General features: G+C 69.7%; 17 protein-coding genes. 5 read left to right on the top strand and 12 right to left on the bottom strand.

Annotated features, from left to right (window positions below):
• Positions 1-107: 107 nt before the first annotated feature.
• Positions 108-272, bottom strand: a complete 165-nt coding sequence (locus tag AC1IQ6_RS24755) for a rubredoxin (protein ID WP_003814980.1) — start codon at positions 270-272, stop codon at positions 108-110.
• Between the two features lie 155 nt (positions 273-427).
• Here AC1IQ6_RS24755 and AC1IQ6_RS24760 point away from each other — a divergent pair, with 155 nt between their 5' ends.
• The 3 genes from AC1IQ6_RS24760 to hemL are packed head-to-tail and all read left to right on the top strand — an operon-like array spanning position 428 to position 3,182.
• Positions 428-1,237 carry a hydroxymethylpyrimidine/phosphomethylpyrimidine kinase gene (locus tag AC1IQ6_RS24760; RefSeq protein ID WP_181391079.1) on the top strand — a complete coding sequence of 270 codons (810 nt, stop codon included), beginning with the start codon at positions 428-430 and terminating at the stop codon, positions 1,235-1,237.
• Complete coding sequence (gene thiE / locus AC1IQ6_RS24765) at positions 1,234-1,899, top strand: thiamine phosphate synthase (protein WP_111826755.1); 666 nt, start codon at positions 1,234-1,236, stop codon at positions 1,897-1,899. Before AC1IQ6_RS24760 ends, thiE begins: the two co-directional genes overlap by 4 nt.
• Before the next feature lie 5 nt (positions 1,900-1,904).
• Positions 1,905-3,182 carry a glutamate-1-semialdehyde 2,1-aminomutase gene (gene hemL, locus AC1IQ6_RS24770; RefSeq protein ID WP_102775744.1) on the top strand — a complete coding sequence of 426 codons (1,278 nt, stop codon included), beginning with the start codon at positions 1,905-1,907 and terminating at the stop codon, positions 3,180-3,182.
• A gap of 13 nt (positions 3,183-3,195) precedes the next feature.
• On the opposite strand, the gene AC1IQ6_RS24775 is transcribed toward hemL, so the two are convergent.
• Positions 3,196-3,945, bottom strand: coding sequence for a lytic transglycosylase domain-containing protein (locus AC1IQ6_RS24775; protein ID WP_102775743.1), 750 nt, complete (start codon positions 3,943-3,945; stop codon positions 3,196-3,198).
• Between the two features lie 161 nt (positions 3,946-4,106).
• On the opposite strand from AC1IQ6_RS24775, the gene AC1IQ6_RS24780 reads away from it, so the two are divergent.
• Positions 4,107-5,792, top strand: a complete 1,686-nt coding sequence (locus AC1IQ6_RS24780) for a FapA family protein (protein ID WP_209165605.1) — start codon at positions 4,107-4,109, stop codon at positions 5,790-5,792.
• Here AC1IQ6_RS24780 and AC1IQ6_RS24785 read toward each other — a convergent pair.
• The 6 genes from AC1IQ6_RS24785 to AC1IQ6_RS24810 are packed head-to-tail and all read right to left on the bottom strand — an operon-like array spanning position 5,782 to position 11,558.
• Positions 5,782-6,606: an SDR family oxidoreductase gene (locus AC1IQ6_RS24785; RefSeq protein WP_102775741.1), complete on the bottom strand. Its 825-nt coding sequence runs from the start codon at positions 6,604-6,606 to the stop codon at positions 5,782-5,784. The two genes, AC1IQ6_RS24780 and AC1IQ6_RS24785, sit on opposite strands and share 11 nt — an antisense overlap.
• Positions 6,607-6,615: 9 nt before the next feature.
• Positions 6,616-7,230 (bottom strand): cysteine hydrolase family protein, encoded by a 615-nt coding sequence (locus tag AC1IQ6_RS24790; RefSeq protein WP_102775740.1) that lies wholly within the window; start codon positions 7,228-7,230, stop codon positions 6,616-6,618.
• Positions 7,227-7,760: an aromatic-ring-hydroxylating dioxygenase subunit beta gene (locus tag AC1IQ6_RS24795; protein WP_102775739.1), complete on the bottom strand. Its 534-nt coding sequence runs from the start codon at positions 7,758-7,760 to the stop codon at positions 7,227-7,229. Before AC1IQ6_RS24795 ends, AC1IQ6_RS24790 begins: the two co-directional genes overlap by 4 nt.
• Entirely contained in the window at positions 7,751-9,097 is a 1,347-nt protein-coding gene (locus AC1IQ6_RS24800) for an aromatic ring-hydroxylating dioxygenase subunit alpha (RefSeq protein ID WP_102775738.1), read from the bottom strand. Before AC1IQ6_RS24800 ends, AC1IQ6_RS24795 begins: the two co-directional genes overlap by 10 nt.
• A gap of 9 nt (positions 9,098-9,106) precedes the next feature.
• Complete coding sequence (locus tag AC1IQ6_RS24805) at positions 9,107-10,351, bottom strand: dienelactone hydrolase family protein (protein WP_102775737.1); 1,245 nt, start codon at positions 10,349-10,351, stop codon at positions 9,107-9,109.
• Between the two features lie 28 nt (positions 10,352-10,379).
• Positions 10,380-11,558 carry an ABC transporter substrate-binding protein gene (locus tag AC1IQ6_RS24810; RefSeq protein ID WP_111826758.1) on the bottom strand — a complete coding sequence of 393 codons (1,179 nt, stop codon included), beginning with the start codon at positions 11,556-11,558 and terminating at the stop codon, positions 10,380-10,382.
• A 215-nt stretch (positions 11,559-11,773) separates the two neighbouring features.
• Between AC1IQ6_RS24810 and AC1IQ6_RS24815 the strand changes: the two genes are divergently transcribed.
• The gene (locus AC1IQ6_RS24815; RefSeq protein ID WP_102775735.1) at positions 11,774-12,754 is read left to right on the top strand and encodes an AraC family transcriptional regulator; all 981 of its coding nucleotides are present in this window, start codon (positions 11,774-11,776) and stop codon (positions 12,752-12,754) included.
• A gap of 511 nt (positions 12,755-13,265) precedes the next feature.
• Here the strand turns inward: AC1IQ6_RS24815 and AC1IQ6_RS24820 are convergent.
• The 4 genes from AC1IQ6_RS24820 to AC1IQ6_RS24835 are packed head-to-tail and all read right to left on the bottom strand — an operon-like array spanning position 13,266 to position 17,011.
• Positions 13,266-13,670 (bottom strand): RidA family protein, encoded by a 405-nt coding sequence (locus tag AC1IQ6_RS24820; protein ID WP_102775734.1) that lies wholly within the window; start codon positions 13,668-13,670, stop codon positions 13,266-13,268.
• Positions 13,671-13,719: 49 nt separating this feature from the next.
• Positions 13,720-14,145 carry an acyl-CoA thioesterase gene (locus AC1IQ6_RS24825; RefSeq protein WP_062685296.1) on the bottom strand — a complete coding sequence of 142 codons (426 nt, stop codon included), beginning with the start codon at positions 14,143-14,145 and terminating at the stop codon, positions 13,720-13,722.
• A 20-nt stretch (positions 14,146-14,165) separates the two neighbouring features.
• Positions 14,166-15,809, bottom strand: a complete 1,644-nt coding sequence (locus AC1IQ6_RS24830) for an AMP-binding protein (protein WP_485865434.1) — start codon at positions 15,807-15,809, stop codon at positions 14,166-14,168.
• Between the two features lie 32 nt (positions 15,810-15,841).
• Positions 15,842-17,011, bottom strand: a complete 1,170-nt coding sequence (locus AC1IQ6_RS24835; protein WP_485865435.1) for an acyl-CoA dehydrogenase family protein — start codon at positions 17,009-17,011, stop codon at positions 15,842-15,844.
• Between the last annotated feature and the right edge of the window lies 1 nt (position 17,012).

Genomic DNA, 17,012 nt, shown 5'->3' on the forward strand with positions numbered 1-17,012 from the left:
AACCGAGGGACCGGCCGCGCAAACGCATCCTGGCCGTCCCGTGGTCGCGAGGGATGGGGCTTGATCCCATCTTACGAGCCTTGGCGGAAGTTGTCGGCAGTGCCGCGTCAGATTTCCATCAGTTCGAAGTCCTCTTTGCGCGCGCCGCATTCGGGACAGACCCAGTTCGGCGGCACGTCTTCCCAGCGGGTGCCGGGAGCAATACCCTCGTCGGGCAGGCCGGCTTCTTCATCGTAGACCCAGCCGCAAATCAAACACATCCATGTACGCATAGTTCTCTCTTACATCAAATCCCGGCCCGCGCCCCGGCGGCGGGGCAAAGGTGAGGGGCTTCCATTAGAATGGGGACAATCTTACCGAAACCCAATAGGGCTTCCCCTGATTCATCGTAAATGAGTCCGGATAGCCATACTCAAGCGCTGTGCACGTGGCCCCCGTTACTCCCCCTCTCGTTCTGGTCTTCGGTCCGCTCGATCCCTCGGGCTCCGATGGTTTGCCGGCGGACGCCGTCACCTGCGCCGCCCTCGGCTGCCACGGCCTGGCGGCCGTGACCGCCCTCACCGTGCGGGATACCGCCGGTATCGAAGAAATCCATCCCGTTTCGCCCGACCTGCTCGACGACCAGGCGCGCTGCCTGCTCGAAGACATGCCGGTGCAGGCCATCAAGGTGGGCGGACTATACACTGCCGAAACGGCCAGCGTAGCCGCGCAGGTCGCGGCCGACTACAGCCAGGTGCCGCTGGTGCTGCACCTGGGCCAGCGCGCCCAGCCGCCGGCCAACGCCGCCGACGAGGACGAAGCCGACGATCTGCTGGCCGCCACGCTGGAGCTGGTGCTGCCGCAGACCGACCTGCTGGTCATCGAGCACCTGCGCCTGGCGCAATGGCACGCCGACGGCGACATCGATATCGGGGACGCACCTTCGCCCATGCACGCCCTGGTGGCCGCCGGCGCCCAATGGGTGCTGGTGCTGGGCAGCCCGCAGCGTCCCGGCCATTACGCCAACATGCTGCTGGGCCCCAACGGCCAGACCGCCACCCTGCCCTGGCAGGCGCCGCCCGACCGCAACGGCGACGCCGGCGGCGTGGCCGCCACCGCGATCGCGGCCATGCTGGCCCGCGGCCTGGACATGCCGGAGGCCGTACGCCAGGGCCTGGCGCATGCCGACAGCGCGATCGCCGCCAGTTTCCTGCCCGGCATGGGCCGGCGCATACCCAACCGGATTCCTCCCCAATGAAAGCGCTGCGTTTCCCCGCCGGCCTGTACGGCGTGACCCCCGAATGGGACGACACCGACCGCCTGCTGCGGGCGGTCCGCCAGGCCGCCGAAGGCGGCATGCGCTCGCTGCAGCTGCGCCGCAAGAACGTGCCCGACGCGGTGCGCGCCGAACAGGCGCGCGCGCTGGCGCCGCTGTGCCGCGAGCTGGGCCTGGTGTTCCTCATCAATGACGACTGGCGTCTGGCGCTGGAAGTCGGCGCCGATGGCGCCCACGTGGGCCGCGACGACGACAGCCTGGCGCGCATCCGCGCCGAGGCCGGTCCCGACCTGATCCTGGGCGGCTCCAGCTACGACGACCTGGACCGCGCCCAGGCCCTGCTCGACGCCGGCGCCGACTACATCGCCTTCGGCGCCATGTTCCCCTCCACCGTCAAGCCGGACACGGTGCGCGCGCCGCTCTCGGTGCTGGCCGCGGCGCGCCAGCTGGCCGACCAGCGCGACGCGCCCCGCCCCGCGGTCGTCGCCATTGGCGGCATCACGCCCGACAACGCCGCGCTGGTGGCGCAGTCCGGCGCCGACGCCATCGCCGTCATCACCGGCCTTTTCGAAGCGCCCAGCATCCGCGCCGCCGCCGCGGCCTGCGCGGCGCCCTATTCCGCCAACCCCAATCGCAAGCCTTGAACGCCATGTCCAGTAACGCCCAGCTTTTCGAACGCGCCTGCCGCAGCATCCCCGGCGGCGTCAACTCGCCCGTGCGCGCCTTCCGTTCCGTGGGCGGCACGCCGCGCTTCATCAAGCGCGCGCAAGGCCCTTACGTGTGGGACGCCGAAGACCGCCAGTACATCGACTACGTGGGCTCGTGGGGCCCGGCCATCCTGGGCCACTCGCATCCCGAGGTGGTGCGCGCGGTGCAGGAAGCGGCCGTCGACGGCCTGTCGTTCGGCGCGCCCACCGAAGCGGAAATCGAGCTGGCCGAAGTTTTGATCTCGCGCCTGCCCTCGCTGGAGCAGGTGCGCCTGGTCAGCTCGGGCACCGAGGCCACCATGACCGCCATCCGGCTGGCGCGCGGCGCCACCGGCCGCGCCAAGATCGTGAAATTCGAAGGCTGCTACCACGGCCACTCGGACAGCCTGCTGGTCAAGGCCGGCTCGGGCCTGCTGACCTTCGGCAACCCCAGCTCGGCCGGCGTGCCGCCCGAATTCGTCTCGCACACGCTGACCCTGGAATACAACAATCTGGACGCGGTGCGCGAGGCCTTCGCAAAGCATGGTGCCGACATCGCCTGCATCATCGTCGAGCCGGTCGCCGGCAACATGAACCTGATCAAGCCGGCCCCGGGCTTTCTGGAAGGCCTGCGCGAAGTCTGCACGCAGCACGGCGCGCTGCTGATCTTCGACGAGGTGATGACCGGTTTCCGCGTCGGCCCGCAGGGCGTGCAGGGCCTGACCGGCGTGCAGCCCGACCTCACCACGCTGGCCAAGGTGATCGGCGGCGGCATGCCGGTGGGCGCCTTCGGCGGGCGCGCCGAGATCATGAAGCACATCGCCCCGCTGGGCGGGGTCTACCAGGCCGGCACGCTGTCGGGCAACCCGGTGGCCGTGGCCGCCGGCCTGGCCACGCTGCGCCTGATCGCGGCGCCGGGCTTCTACGAGCAGCTGTCGGCCCAGACCGCCAAGCTGGCCCAGGGCCTGCAGGAACGCGCGCGCGCCGCCGGCGTGCCGTTTTCCGCGGATTCGGTGGGCGGCATGTTCGGCCTCTACTTCAGCGACCAGGTGCCCGCCTCGTTCGCCCAGGTCTCGGCCTGCGACACGGCGGCGTTCAACCGCTTCTTCCACGCCATGCTGGAGCAGGGCGTGCATTTCGCGCCCTCGGCGTTCGAGGCCGGTTTCGTCTCGGCCACGCACGACGACGCCGTGATCCAGTCCACGCTGGACATCGCGGAAAAGGTCTTCGCCTCGCTGTGAGCCGGGCGCCCGCTCAGGGCGCCTTGTAGTGCTCGTACAGGGCCGTGACGTCGCGCACGTAGGCCTGGGTCTCGGCATAGGGCGGCACGGCGTCGTAGCGGCGCACCGCGCCCTCGCCCGCGTTGTAGGCCGCCAGCGCCAGGTCCAGCCGGCCCGGATACTGGTCCAGCAGGCGGCGCAGGTGGCGCGAGCCCGCCTTCACGTTGGTAGCGGGGTCCACCAGCGCCGTCTCCACGTCGTCCACCGTCAGCAGCGTGGCCGCCGTCGCCGGCATCAGCTGCATCAGGCCGAGCGCGCCCTTGGGCGAACGCGCGTCGCTGCGGAAACCCGATTCGATGGCGATGACCGCCGTCAGCAGCGCCCGGTCCACTCCCGAATCCTGGGCCGCGCGCGCGATCAGCGTGTCGTGCGCGCTGGCCCCCTTGCCTTCCCAGTACGCCGCGCGCGAAGCCGGCGCCAGCGGCGCCTGGCGCGCGCCGTCGCCGGGCTGGGGTTCGCAGGTCACGCACAGCGGCTTGCCGGCGCTGCGCCAGCCGGCGCGGACCTGGGCCCGCTTGTAGTGCTTGGCGTAGCCGTTGGGCACCTTCATGGCCCGCCAGACGCCATAGGGATCTTTGTAACGATAGACCTCGGCCGCCTGGACCGGGGCGGCGGGCGCCAACGCCAGCGGCCCGCCGATGACGCACGCCAGCGCCGCGATGCCGCCGGCGCGCGCCAGGCGGGCGCGCAGGGCCGGTAGAAAGGGGCGGAGGGGGCTGCGCATGGGGTCGGGCTCCGGATGCGTGGGCGAGCTCATATGCTGCTGCAGACCGCCGGTTTTGTCGCTCCTACCTACGTCCTAATCCTGCGCTAGAATATGTCTTAATATTTCGCATCATTACCAAATGAAGAACTTGGCCGCCAGTGCCAAGCGGAGAGGCTGAAATGGACGCAACAAACACGCTCCGGCTGGCGCTGGACGCCAGTACCCGGGTCCTGACGGCAAGCTACATGCCGCCGACTCGTCCGGAGCCGGCCGACGTCCCGGAGACGCCCGATCTTCCGGCCGCCGATGCGCCCCGCTTCCCCGCCGATCTGCCCACCTGGGACACGCTGAGCGCCGCCGTCACGGCGCAGGGCTGGAACGCCGAAGCGCTCGACGCCCACGCCGTCCAGGCCTTCATCGAGCAATGCCGCCAGGCCCAGGACGGCGTCGAGGGCGCGGTCGGCATGGTCGTGGACGGCAGTTTCGAACTCGAACTCGACCCCGCCCGCATGTCGGCGCTGCTCACCCTGCACGCCCCCAAGGGCGGCAAGCCCGTGGCGCTGGCCGACGTGCGCCAGGCGCTGGCCGACCAGGGCATCGTCCATGGCGTGCTGGAAGAGGAACTGGCCGCGGCGCTGGAGCGCGGCGCCCCCGGAACCGTGGAGGTCGCGCGCGGCACCCCGCCCGTGCGCGGCACGCCCACCCGCTTCGAAAGCCTGCTGGACCGCCTGAAACCGCGCGGCGAGGACATCGACGAACTGGCCCAGGTCGATTACCGCGACCTGGGCAATCTGCTGCTGGTCACCCCGGGCACGCCGCTGATGCGGCGCGTGCCGCCCCTGCCCGGCGTGGACGGCACCGACGTGCTGGGCCAGCCGGTGCTGCCCGACGAAATGCCCGACACGCCCTTCGCCAAGGAGCTGGCCGGCGTCGAGGTCGATCCCGAGGACCCGCTGCTGCTGCGCGCCACCGTCTCGGGCACGCCCACCCTGGTCAGCCACGGCGTGCAGGTCAATCCGGTGGTGGAAGTCGACGCCGTCGACCTATCCACCGGCAACATCAATTTCGAGGGCTCGCTGCAGGTGCGCGGCGACATCAGCGCCACCATGGAGGTGCGCGTGACCGGCGACGTGGTCGTCAACGGCACGATGGAGGCCGCGCTGGTGGAAGCTGGCGGCAGCGTCACGGTCAAGGGCGGCATCATCGGCACGGCCGAGGCGCTGCAGAACGCCGCCGCCGCGGCGCGCACCGCCCGCATCATCTGCGGCGGCGAGGTGCGCGCCCGCTTCATCACCAACGCCATCGTCAGCGCCGGCCGCAACGTGGAGGTCGAGCGCGAGATCCGCCAAAGCAGCATCGCCGCCGGCGGCAGCATCAACGTCGGCCCGCCCAACACGCAGCAGACCGCCATCGTGGGCGGCCAGACACGCGCGCTGACCGGCGTGCGCGCCGGCACCATCGGCGCGCCTTCGGGCATTCCGACGCTGGTGCAGGCCGGCCTGGACCCGCACGCCGACATCAAGCGTTCGGCGCTGAACCGCAAGCGCCAGCAGATGAACGAGGAAAAGGCCAAGCTCGAAAAGCTGCTGACCTTTCTGCAGGCCAATCCGCAGCGCGCCCCGGCCGACGTGGCCGAGCGCGCGCGCAACACGCACCTCAAGCTCGGCCAGGACCTGGCCGAACTGGAAGCCGAAGAGGCCCAGCTGGCGCGCGAATTGCAGCCGCTGCAGACCGCCACCATCGTCGCGGCGCGGCGCTTTTGCAGCGGCGTGACGATTCAGCTGGGCAACAAGATGCAGGAATTCCTGGAAGACCAGATCGGCGGCAAGGCCGGCCTGGAGGAAGGCCAGATCGTCATCCGCTGACGCCGTCCTGCGGCGCCAGTTCCTGGAACCAGGCGCGCGGCGAAATGCCGCGGTCCGGCCCCAGGATGGAGAATCCCCCGTCCACCGGCAGGTCCACGCCCGTCATCCATGACGCCGCGTCGGAACAGGCGAAACAGACCGCCGCCGCGACCTCCTCGCCCGAACCGACCCGGCCCAGCGGATGGAAATGCGCGCCCACGGCGTCGGCCGTCTCGCGCGAGCCGCCCGACAACTGCTGCACCGACGGCGACCAGGTCCAGGCCGGCGACACCGCCAGCACCCGCACGCCGGCCGGCGCCAGTTCCACCGCGAAATTCTTGGTGATCTGCAGCAGCGCCGCCTTGGAGGCCGGATACAGCGCGCGCCCGGCCGCGCCGAACTTGCCGCCCGTGCTGCCCAGGTTCACCACCACGCCGCCGCGCGGCAGCAGCGGCGCGGCCAGCTGCGTGAAGATGGCCGCCGACACCAGGTTGGTGTCCAGCGTGCGGTGCCACTCCTCGCGGCTGGAGGCCAGCCCGCGGTCCGCATACTGGCAGGCGTTGTTGACCAGGATGTCCAGCCGCCCGAAGCGCGCCAGCGCGGCGTCTATGCAGCGCCGTATCTGGCTGTCCTGGCCGATGTCGGTCTCGCAGTACAGCGCCCGTTCGCCCAGCTCGCGCTCCAGCGCCCGGCCGGCCTCGGCATTGCGCCCGACCAGCACCACGTTGGCGCCGGCCGCGGCCAGGCCGCGCGCGATGTCCGCGCCCAGCCCCTGGGTGCTGCCAGTCACGATGGCGGTCCTGCCCGCCACGCCTGGAAAACCCGTGTAGTCCATGATTCTTCCTTATCCAGGCGGCGCGGCCGCCCAGCGCAGCGCGTCCGCCACCGTGCCGATCCGCGCGATCAGGCGCATGCTGGCCAGCGAGGCCTGGTGCGCCGCCGGGTCGGCCGCGGCGCAGGCGTCCTGCGCCACCATGACGTCGAAACCGATGTCGGCCGCATGCCGCACCGTGCCCTCGACCACCGAATGCGTGGCCACGCCCGCCACCACCAGCCGGCGCGCGCCCAGCAGCCGCAGCGTTTCTTCCAGCGGCGTGCCGTAGAAGGCGCTGATGCGGGTGTGCTTGACCACGAATTCGCGCGCGCTGCCGGCCAGCGGCTGCAGGCCCTCGTAGAACTCGCTGCCCCATTGCCCGTCGGGCACCGCGCCGATCGCCGCCACGTTGCGGAAGATGGCGCAATTGGGCAGCAGGTCGGCGTAGTCGGGCCGGAACGCGATGCGCACGTGCACGATGGGCAGGCCGGCGGCCCGCGCGCCGGCGAGCAGCGCCGCCGCGCCTTCCAGCACGCGCCGCCGCGTGTCGCCGTCGGCGTCCAGCCCGACGCGGATCTTGCCGGCCGGATGCAGCACGTCGTTCTGGTAGTGCAGCGCCAGCACCGCGGTATCGGCCGCCGTCACACGAAGCCCTCGAACACGTCGTGCACGTCCTCGCAATTGACCAGGTCCACGCGCTTCATGCGGATGCGCCAGCTGTCGCCCTCGGCGGCCAGCTTGTGCGTGTAGCGTCCGGCCAGCTGGCGCGGCTGGCGCTTGCGCCATTCGGTCATCTGAAAAACGGAATGCACCACCAGGTTGCCGCCGGCGTCCACGCCCTCGACCTGCACCCCGCCCACCAGCCGCACGCTGCGCGTGGGCGGCTGCTGCGACCAGTTGCGCGGATGCTCCAGCCGGCGCACGCGCACGTCGCGCAGCATGCGGTCCTCCCAGAACAGCGAAATGTGGTCGTAGGGGCTTTGCTGGCCGGGCACGCGCGGCATCCAGTACATGCCGTCGTCCGTCCACAGCGCCTGCCATTCGGCGTAGCGGCGCTCGTCCAGCAGGCGCGCCTCGCGGTACAGGAACTGCGCGATCCGGTGATAGGCGTCGGCCGGGACCTCGGCCGGCGCCAGGCCGTCGGTGGCGACGTCGAAATCCAGGTCTAGCAACATGCTCGGTCTCCCTCGGCGGCCGCGGCGGTGGTGGTGGCGCCGGCTTGCATATAAGTCTTCCAGGCGTGGAACTGATTGCGCATCGGCAGCTCGCTGGTGCCGTTGACCGACACCATGCCGTCGGGGTCGCTGCGGTCGGTGCCGTGGTAGCGGTGCATGCTGACCCACTCGCCGCCGCGCGTGGCGTTGCCTTCCTGGCAGCGGTTGTACAGCTCGATGTCGTCCGGCATCACGTTCGACGAGGGCGAGTTGATGACGTTGGCGTACAGCATGGCGCGCTTGAACACGCCGTCCGGCGCGCCCTTGCAGCGGAAGGTCTGGATCTCGATCATGGTCCGGTCCACCGCGATGGGCCGGATCACGCGGAACTGCTGGAACACGGTGTGGGGCGAGCCGCTGCCGTAGATCACGGTGTTGTGGCGGTTCATGCCCAGGATCTCGCGCGCCCGCGCCTCGCCATAGGCGGCCGTCAGGGTTTCGAAATGCGCGCGCGACACCGGATCGCGCTCGGCCGCGCCGGGGTTGAAGATGCCTTCCATGTAGCCGTGGCCGTTGGCGTAGGCGCGCAGCTCCAGCTTTTCCCAGAATTCATAAGGCTCGCCGTTGCCGTCCATGATGTGCAGCTCCAGCGGCATCTCGCCCAGCTCCTTGGCCTCGTCGCGCGCGGCGGCATAGGACGACTCGTGCGTGACGCGGGCGTGCATGGTGTCGTGCAGGTTCTCGTAGAACACCTTCCAGTTCGAGCGCTGCATGACGCGGAAAATGCCGCCGGCGACCTCCACCTCGCCCACCGGCGAGCGGTCGCAGAGGTTGTCGATGGACGAGCGCACGCCGCCCAGGAATTCCTCCAGCCCCGGCCCCTCGGCCGACTGGCTGGCGAACACGAAGCCGCGGTAGCTTTCCACCCGCGCCAGCCGGCGCATCGAGAACGCGGGATCGGCCGGGTCGTAGGCCGTGCCCTCCAGGCCCTGCTTGAGCGGCACGCCCAGGTGGCTGCCGTCCAGCTTGAAGGTCCAGGCATGGTAGGGACAGCGGAAGAACTTGCCGGCGCAGCCGTCGCCGTCCGCCACCACCTTGGCGCCCTTGTGCGGGCAGCGGTTGTACAGCACGTGCACGCGGCCGTCGGCGGCGCGCACCATCAGCACGTCCTGGTCGCCCACGCGGGTGGTGTGATAGTCGCCGGTCCTGGGCACCTGGCTTTCATGGCCCACGTAGATCCAGGCGCGGCCGTAGATGCGCTGCATCTCCAGGTCGAAAATGGCCGGGTCGGTGTAGACCGCGCGATGCACGCTGTCGCCGCGCACCAGGGCGGCCAGTTGCGCTTCGGTGTATGACATGCCTTCCTCCTATTTACCCGCGCTTTCCTGCCAGCGCGCCATCAGCGTGTTCGACGGCAGCGTCTCGTCGAGCAGCTTGGCCGCCGTCTCGCGGCCGGCGGTGGGCAGGCCCTTGGGGTCCAGCAGCCCCACCTGCACCATCACGCTGGCCTGGTCCCAATAGATGTGCTCGTGGTAGAGCTTGTCGCCGCGGAACTTGACGATGGCCACCAGCGGGATTTCCACGTACTTGCCGGTGGGCTTCACGCCCGGCAGCAGCCAGTCGATCTCGGTGGTGTGGGTGAAGCAGAACAGCAGCTCGTCCACGATCTGCGTGGCGCCCACCGTGCGCGACAGCGGCACCAGGCGGGTGTCGGGCGGGTTGTTGTTGACGAAGTGATGCTGGTAGAAGCGGCTCAGCTCCTTGTAGCCCACGCCGCCGGTCATGGTGGGGATATGGTTCACATAGGGCTCGGCCACCATCGTGGCCATGGTGGCCGCCACGTCGCGCGTGCCGAATTCGTATTCGCAATGCTTGTCCCACAGGTGCGAATAATCGAACTCCGGCCCGATGGCGCGCTGCAGCGCGGCCATGCTGCGCTGGTGCGCCATCAGCGCCGAGGGCTTGTCGTAGTGCTCGCCGCCGGTGCGCGCGAAGGCGTGGTCCACGCCCGGGTAGACGTACAGCTCCACGCCGGGCTTGCCGCCCAGCGCCTCCAGGATGCGCTGGCGCGCCGGCGGCGGGCAATAGCCGTCCTGCTCGGCGATGTGCAGCACCAGCCGGCCGCGCAGCCCGGCGGCCTCGTCCAGGCTCTGTTCGATGCCCACGCCGTAATAGCCCACCGCCACGTCCACGTCGAGCCTGCACGCCGCCAGATAGGCCAGCTTGCCGCCCAGGCAGTAGCCCAGCACGCCCACGCCGCCCCGCTGCTCGGGCAGATCGCGCAGCGCGGCGACGGACGAACCGATGTCGCGCAGGCCCAGTTCCACGTCGAAGCCCTGGTACAGCTCGAAGGCGCGCGGCATGTCGGCCGGGCCGTCGGTCAGCTGGATGCCGGGCTGCTGGCGCCAGAACAGGTCGGGCACCAGCACCACGTAGCCTTCCTCGGCCAGCAGCTGCGCGGCGCGGCGCATGAAGTCGTTCACCCCGAAGATCTCCTGGCACAGCACCAGGCCCGGGCCGTGCCCGCAGGCCGGCACCGCCAGATAGGCGCCGAAGGATTTGCCGTCGTGCGAGGCGACCGTCACGTCGCGCGTGGTAATGCTGGGGGTCATGCGTGTCTCCTGGTTGCGGGCATCCGCCCTACTTCATCCGGCAGGAAGCGGCGAACGGGTCGTGGTACTGGGTCAGCACCGTGCCCGACAGTTTGTTGGACAGCTTGCCGCCCGCGCCCGCCTCGACGATGCGCAGGTAGTAGTTCTGTATCGGATAGTGGTTGGTGTTGAACTTGAAATCGCCGCGCACCGACTTGAAGTCCGCGCGCCGCAAGGCCGGGCGCAGCGCGTCGGCGCCGAGCTTGCCGCCGGTCTGGCGCACCGCGCTGTCGAGCAGCATGGCCGCGTCGTAACCCTGCGAGGCGTAGAGCGTGGGGCTGCGCTTGTAGGTCTTGGTGAAATCCTCGACGAACTTGCGGTTGGCGGGGTTGTCCAGTTCGGCGGCCCACTGGGCCGTGTTGCGCAGGCCCTCGATGGGCGCGCCGACCGCGGCGATGGTGTCCTCGTCGCCCGAGAAGCCCGGCGCCAGCAGCGCGATCTCCTTGCCCAGGCCCGCGCCGTTGAACTGCTTGATGAAATTCACGCCCATGCCGCCGGGCAGGAAGAAGAACACCGCGTCCGGCTTGCTGGCGCGCAGCCGAGTGATTTCCACGCCGTAGTCCAGCTGGCCGAGCTGGGTGTAGATCTCTTCGGACAGGCCGCCCTTGTACAGCCGCTTGAAGCCGTTGAGCGACTCGCGCCCGCCGGGATAGTCCGGCGCGATCAGCGCCACGCGCTTGTAGCCCTGGTCGGCGGCGTACTTGCCCATCGCGGCCGGGATGTCCTCGTTCTGCCAGGCCACGGCGAAGAAATTGGGGTTGCAGCCTGCGCCGGCGTAGTTTTCCGGACCGGTGTTGGTGCTCAGGTAGATCGTGCCCGACTGCAGGATGGCGGGCATCACCGGCAGCAGCACGTTCGAGAACACGATGCCGGTCATCACGTCGACGCGGTCACGCTTGAGCAGGCGCTCCACCGCCTGGCGCCCGGTGTCGGCCTTCTGCTGGTCGTCGGCCACCACCACTTCCGCCTGCAGCCCGCCCAGCTTGCCGCCCGTATGCTGCAGCGCCAGATTGAAGCCGTCGCGGATCTCGTTGCCCAGCGCCGCGCCCGGCCCGGACAGCGTGGTCAGCAGGCCGATCTTGATCTGGTCGGCCGCCGACGCATGCGCCGCGGCGGCCATACAGGCCAGCGCCGCCAGCGCGCGCCGGCGCCATAGGTTTCGATTCATGAGCCACCCCGTTTTCCCCGCCGGCCGCGCCGGCGCAACGCTGACAGAAGCCGTCTGCCACGGTCCACCCTGCCGTCCTGCCAGCTTAGGCCGGCGGGCCGGGCGGCTCTATCCGATTCCTGTCAGCCTTATCCGGGATTCACTTAATTCCACGCGCGCGCGCTTTACATTACCCTGGCCGCAGATACGGGAGGGTTCCCGTGCCGGAGGCATGCATGCATGGCTGGTCCCGATCCACGCTGGCGCCCCTGTTGCAGCGGCGCGTCTTCAGCTCCACGCAGCAGGACGAGACGCGCACGCTCGTGTCCGAAGCGCTGAAGGAGCACCGCCTGACCTGGAAAGGCGGACGCGTGGACGCGCAGCTCAACCGCGCCCGCTTCGGCTCGCTGACCGTCTGTACGCTGCGCTACGGCGCCGAAGTCCACATCGAACCCGACCGCCTCCAGGACTTCATGCTGGTGCAGGTGCCGCTGCGCGGCCGCGCCTGCATCGAATGCGGCGCCGACCGCGTCGACGCCGGCCCCGACTGCGCCGCCGTCATCGCCCCCAACCGCCCGCTGCGCCTGCACTGGGAAGCCGGCTGCGAACAGCTGCTGCTCAAGATTCCGCGCGGCAAGCTCGAAGCCATCGGCCTGCGCGCCTTCGGCGAAGCCGCCGCCGGCCCGCTGGACTTCGCCCCCGCGCTGCGCCTGGACACGCCCGTAGGGGCCGCCTGGTGCAGCATGGTCGCAAGCCTGATCCATCTGCTGCCCACGCTGGACGACGGCGCGCCGCGCCCGCCCGCGGCGTGGCTGGAACACCTGGAAGACACCCTGATGCTGCACCTGCTCTACAACCAGCCCAACAGCTGGCAGGCGCGCGCCGGCCTGGCCTCGGCGGTCCCCCGCCGCCTGGCCCTGGCCGAGTCCTACATGCGCGAGCACCTGTCCGCCCCCCTGACCCTGATGGACATCGCCCGCCACGCCGGCGCCAGCGCCAGCGCGCTGACGCGGCTGTTCCAGGAACACCGCGACACCACCCCCATGAACGCGCTGCGCGCGCTGCGGCTGGACACGGCCAGGCAGAAACTGAAATCCGACGCCGGCGCCAGCGTCACCGAAGTGGCGCTGGGCGTGGGCTTCGGGCACCTGGGCCGGTTTTCGGAGTATTACCGGGAGCGGTTCGGGGAATTGCCGCGGGAGACGCGGCGGGTTTGAATGCCAGGGTCGGATGCCGGGGCTGGATGCCGGCTTCGCCGGCCGATGGGTTACGCGCGCTTGGCGATTGAATTCTTGCCTAGTCCTTGGCGCGCTGCACCCATCCTACGGCCCAACGTTCCGTACACCACCGGTTCAACGAATCCGCGCCGCAAGACGCCTGCAAGCCCCATGAGGCCGCCCGCGCGGCCGACATGGGGCGGACCCCGCAAGATCTTCGCAACACAGCCGCCCGCGAACAGAATGCCAAGCACCCCACCCGTTCCCGGCGAACGCCACATTAGGGCCGATGCAGCACGGCGTGGTGGGGCCCCGGGGTGCGCGGGGCGTCGATAAGCCCGAGGGAATCTGAAGGAACCGCCGAAGGCGGTGACGAAGATGACGAAGGGGTAGTCCGGAGCGAAGGCTCCGGACCGCAATCGTGGCCCCGCGCACCCCGGGGCCCCACCGCGACGGGCGTCTCAAGAACCGGAGGCCAGCCCCGCGCGACGGGCGTTTATAGAAGCGCCCATCAAGCCGGCACCACCGCCGTCACCTCGATCTCGACCTTGGCCCGGTCCTCGACCAGATCGGCCACCTCCACCGCCGTCATCGCCGGAAAGTGCCGGCCGATGTACTCCCGGTAATGCTTGCCGATGGCGGGATAGGCCGCCACATACTCGTCCTTGTCCGTCACGTACCACGTCATGCGGACGATATGCTCGGGCTTCGCGCCGCCCTCGGCCAGGATCGCGACGATGTTCGCCAGCGTCTGGCGCACCTGCTCCGCCAGGTCGTCCGACTCGAACTGCTGCTGGCCATTCCACCCCACCTGTCCGCCCACGAAAACGAGCTTGCTGCCCACCTGCATCTCGGTGAGCACACCATTCGAATAGCCCCGGGGCGCCATCCAATCCGGCGGTTGCAGAATCTTCATAACGTCATCCTATTATCAAAAAAACAAACTACAGGGCGGTCCCCGCCGCTCAGGCGGCGGGAACCAGGTAGGCCTGCATCCGCTCGCGCAAGTCCGCAGGCAGCGGCATGGACTTCATCGTCCGCAAATCCACCGTCACGATCGTCAGCGTCGCCGCCAGCCGCAGCTGGCCGTCCGGGCCTTCGAACTTCACCAGCACCTTGAACGACGCCCCCCCGATGCGCTGCACCTCCAGCACCTGGCGCAGGCGCTCGTGCCAGCGGCTCGGCGCGCTGAAATCGCACTGCACCGACGCCGTCGGCGTGCCGATGTGGCGCTCCACGTGCAGCGCATGAAACGGCAGCCCCATCCCCTTGTCGAACCACTCCTCGACGAAATCGTTGATCATCTCGAAATAGCGCGGATAGAACACGATGCCCGCCGGATCGCAGTGGCGGAAACGCACCTCTACCTGGCTGATGAACGGAGCTGCCATGATGTTTCCTTCCGGCCTGTTCAAGCCATCTTGCGCAGCGCGAAACGCTGCAGCTTGCCGGTCTCGGTGCGCGGCAGCGCATCCACGTACTCGATGGCGCGCGGATACTTGTAAGGCGTGATGGTGGCCTTGACGAACTGCTGCAGCGCCGTGGTGAGCTCGCCGCCGGCCTCGTAGCCCGGCTTGAGCACCACGAAAGCCTTGACCACCTGGCCGCGTTCGTCGTCCGGCGCGCCCACCACCCCGCACTCGGCCACGGCCTCGTGGCGCAGCAGCGCGTCCTCCACCTCGGGGCCGGCGATGTTGTAGCCGGCCGAGACGATCATGTCGTCATTGCGCGCCTGATAGAACAGATAGCCGTCGTCATCCTGCACGAAGGTATCGCCCGGCAGGTTCCAGCCGTCCTGCACGAAGCGCAGCTGGCGCTCGTCGGCCAGGTAGCGACAGCCGGTGGGACCCTTGATCGCCAGCCGGCCCACCGTACCGTTGGGCACCGGCTGCATCTTGTCGTCCACGATGCGCGCCACATAGCCCGGCACCACGCGGCCGATGGCGCCGCGGCGCACCGACTCGGGCGGGCTGGACACGAACACGTGGATCATTTCCGTGCCGCCGATGCCGTCGATCATCTCGATGCCGGTGGCCTCTTTCCACAGCTGGCGGGTGGCGTCGGGCAACGCCTCGCCGGCCGACACGCTCTTCTTCAGCGAGGAAATATCGAACTTGCCCGCCAGCGCGGACATCTGCCGGTAGAAGGTCGGCGCGGTGAACACGATGGTGGCGCGGAAATCCTGAATCAATTGCAGCAGGCTTTCCGGCGTCAGCTTCTCGGCCAGCACGGCGCTGGCGCCTGCCCGCAGCGGGAAGCACAGCAGCCCGCCCAGGCCGAAGGTGAAGGCCAGGGGCGGCGTGCCGCAGAAAATGTCGTCCGGGCCCGGCTTGATGACGTGCTTGGGAAACAGGTCGCACATCGCCAGCACGTCGCGGTGAAAGTGCATGCAGCCCTTGGGCGCGCCCGTGGTGCCGCTGGTGAAGGCGATCAGGCAGACGTCGTCGGCGGCCGTGTCGCAGGCCTGGAAGGCGTCGTCCGGCTTGCCCGCGGCCAGCGCGTCCAGCGCGTCGGGCGCGGCATCGTTGAAATACATGACCCGCGACAGCGCCGGGCAATGGTGCTCGTGGCCGGGCTGCACGCAGAATTCGGCCTCGTCCTTCAGGCGCACGTCGCACAGCACCGCCTGCACCTGCGCCTTGTCGATGATCTGCTTGAGCTCCTTGGCGCGCAGCAGCGGCATCGTCGGCACGGTGACCAGGCCCGCCTTGATCGCGGCCAGCCAGGACGCCGCCATCATGGGGTTGTTCGGCCCGCGCAGCAGCACGCGGTTGCCGGGCACCAGCCCCATGTCCTCGACCAGCACGCGGGCGATGCGGTTGCTCAGCGCGGCCAGCTCGCGGTAGGTCATGGCGGCCGGCTTGCCGTCCTGGCGCCAGCGCAGCGCCACGCGTTCGCCATGCCCGCGGCCCACCATCGCGTCCACCAGCTCGACGGCGCAATTGAAGCGTTTGGGATAGGCCACGTCGGGACCGTCGAGCAGGAACTCGGGCCATTGTTCGGCCGGGGGCAGGTTGTCCCGGGCGAAAGTGTCGATGTGGGCGGATGCTTCCATGGAATTCCCCTTGGCGGAGCCGGTCGGCATTTTTAGGTTTTCAGCAGTTCGCGGGCGATGATCAACTTCTGCACTTCGGTGGCGCCTTCGTAGATGCGCAGCGCTCTGATTTCCCGATACAACTTCTCCACCGGCATGCCCGACACCACGCCGGCGCCGCCGAACATCTGCAGCGCGCGGTCGATGACGGTCTGGGCCGATTCGGTGGCGGTCATCTTGGCCATGGCCGCTTCGCGCGTGGTGCGCTGCTTCTGCACGTCGCGCATCCAGGCCGCGCGGTACGTCAGCAACGCCGAGGCGTCGATGGCGGCCGCCATGTCGCCCAGCGCCGCCTGGGTCAGCTGCAGGTCGGCCAGGGTCTGGCCGAACATGCGGCGCGAGCGCGCCCGCGTCAGGGCCTCGTCCAGCGCCCGGCGCGCAAAACCCAGCGCGGCCGCGGCCACCGAGGCGCGGAAGATGTCCAGCGTCATCATGGCCAGCTTGAAGCCCTGGCCCGCGTCGCCCAGGCGCTGCGAGGCCGGGATGCGGCAGTTGTCGAACGTGATGGTGGCCAGCGGATGCGGGGCGATCAGTTCGATGCGCTCGCTGATCTCGAAGCCGGGCGTGCCGGCGTCCACCACGAAGGCGCTGATGCCGCGCGCCCCGGGCGCTTCGCCGGTGCGCGCGAACACGCAATAGAAATCGGCGATGCCGCCGTTGGAGATCCAGGTCTTGGTGCCGTTGAGCACGTAGTGGTCGCCGTCCTGGCGGGCCTCGCAGGCCAGCGCGGCCACGTCCGAGCCGGCCTCGGGCTCCGACAGCGCGAAGGCGGCGATGGCCTCGCCGCGCGCCACGCGCGGCAGGTAGCGCTGGCGCACTTCCTCGGAGCCCATCAGCGAAATCGCGCCGCTGCCCAGGCCCTGCATGGCGAAGGCGAAGTCCGCCAGCCCTTCGTGGCGGGCGAAGGTCTCGCGCAGGATGCAGACCGCGCGCGAATCCACCTCGGGCAGCGCCCCGCCCCAGGCCCCGCCGGGACCGGCCGCCACGGCGTAGCGCAGCCAGCCGGCCTGGCCCATGGCCCGCACCAGCTTTTTGCATGCGCCGTCGGCGTCATGGTGATCCACGTCCCCCAGGGAGGCCTCGCACCAGGCGTCGGCCTCGCGCGCCAGCTTGCGGTGCGCATCGTCGAAAAACGGCCAGTCCAGCCAGCTTGCGTCGCGCATG

It is taken from the genome of Achromobacter sp. MUI-25009338 (genome assembly GCF_057359325.1).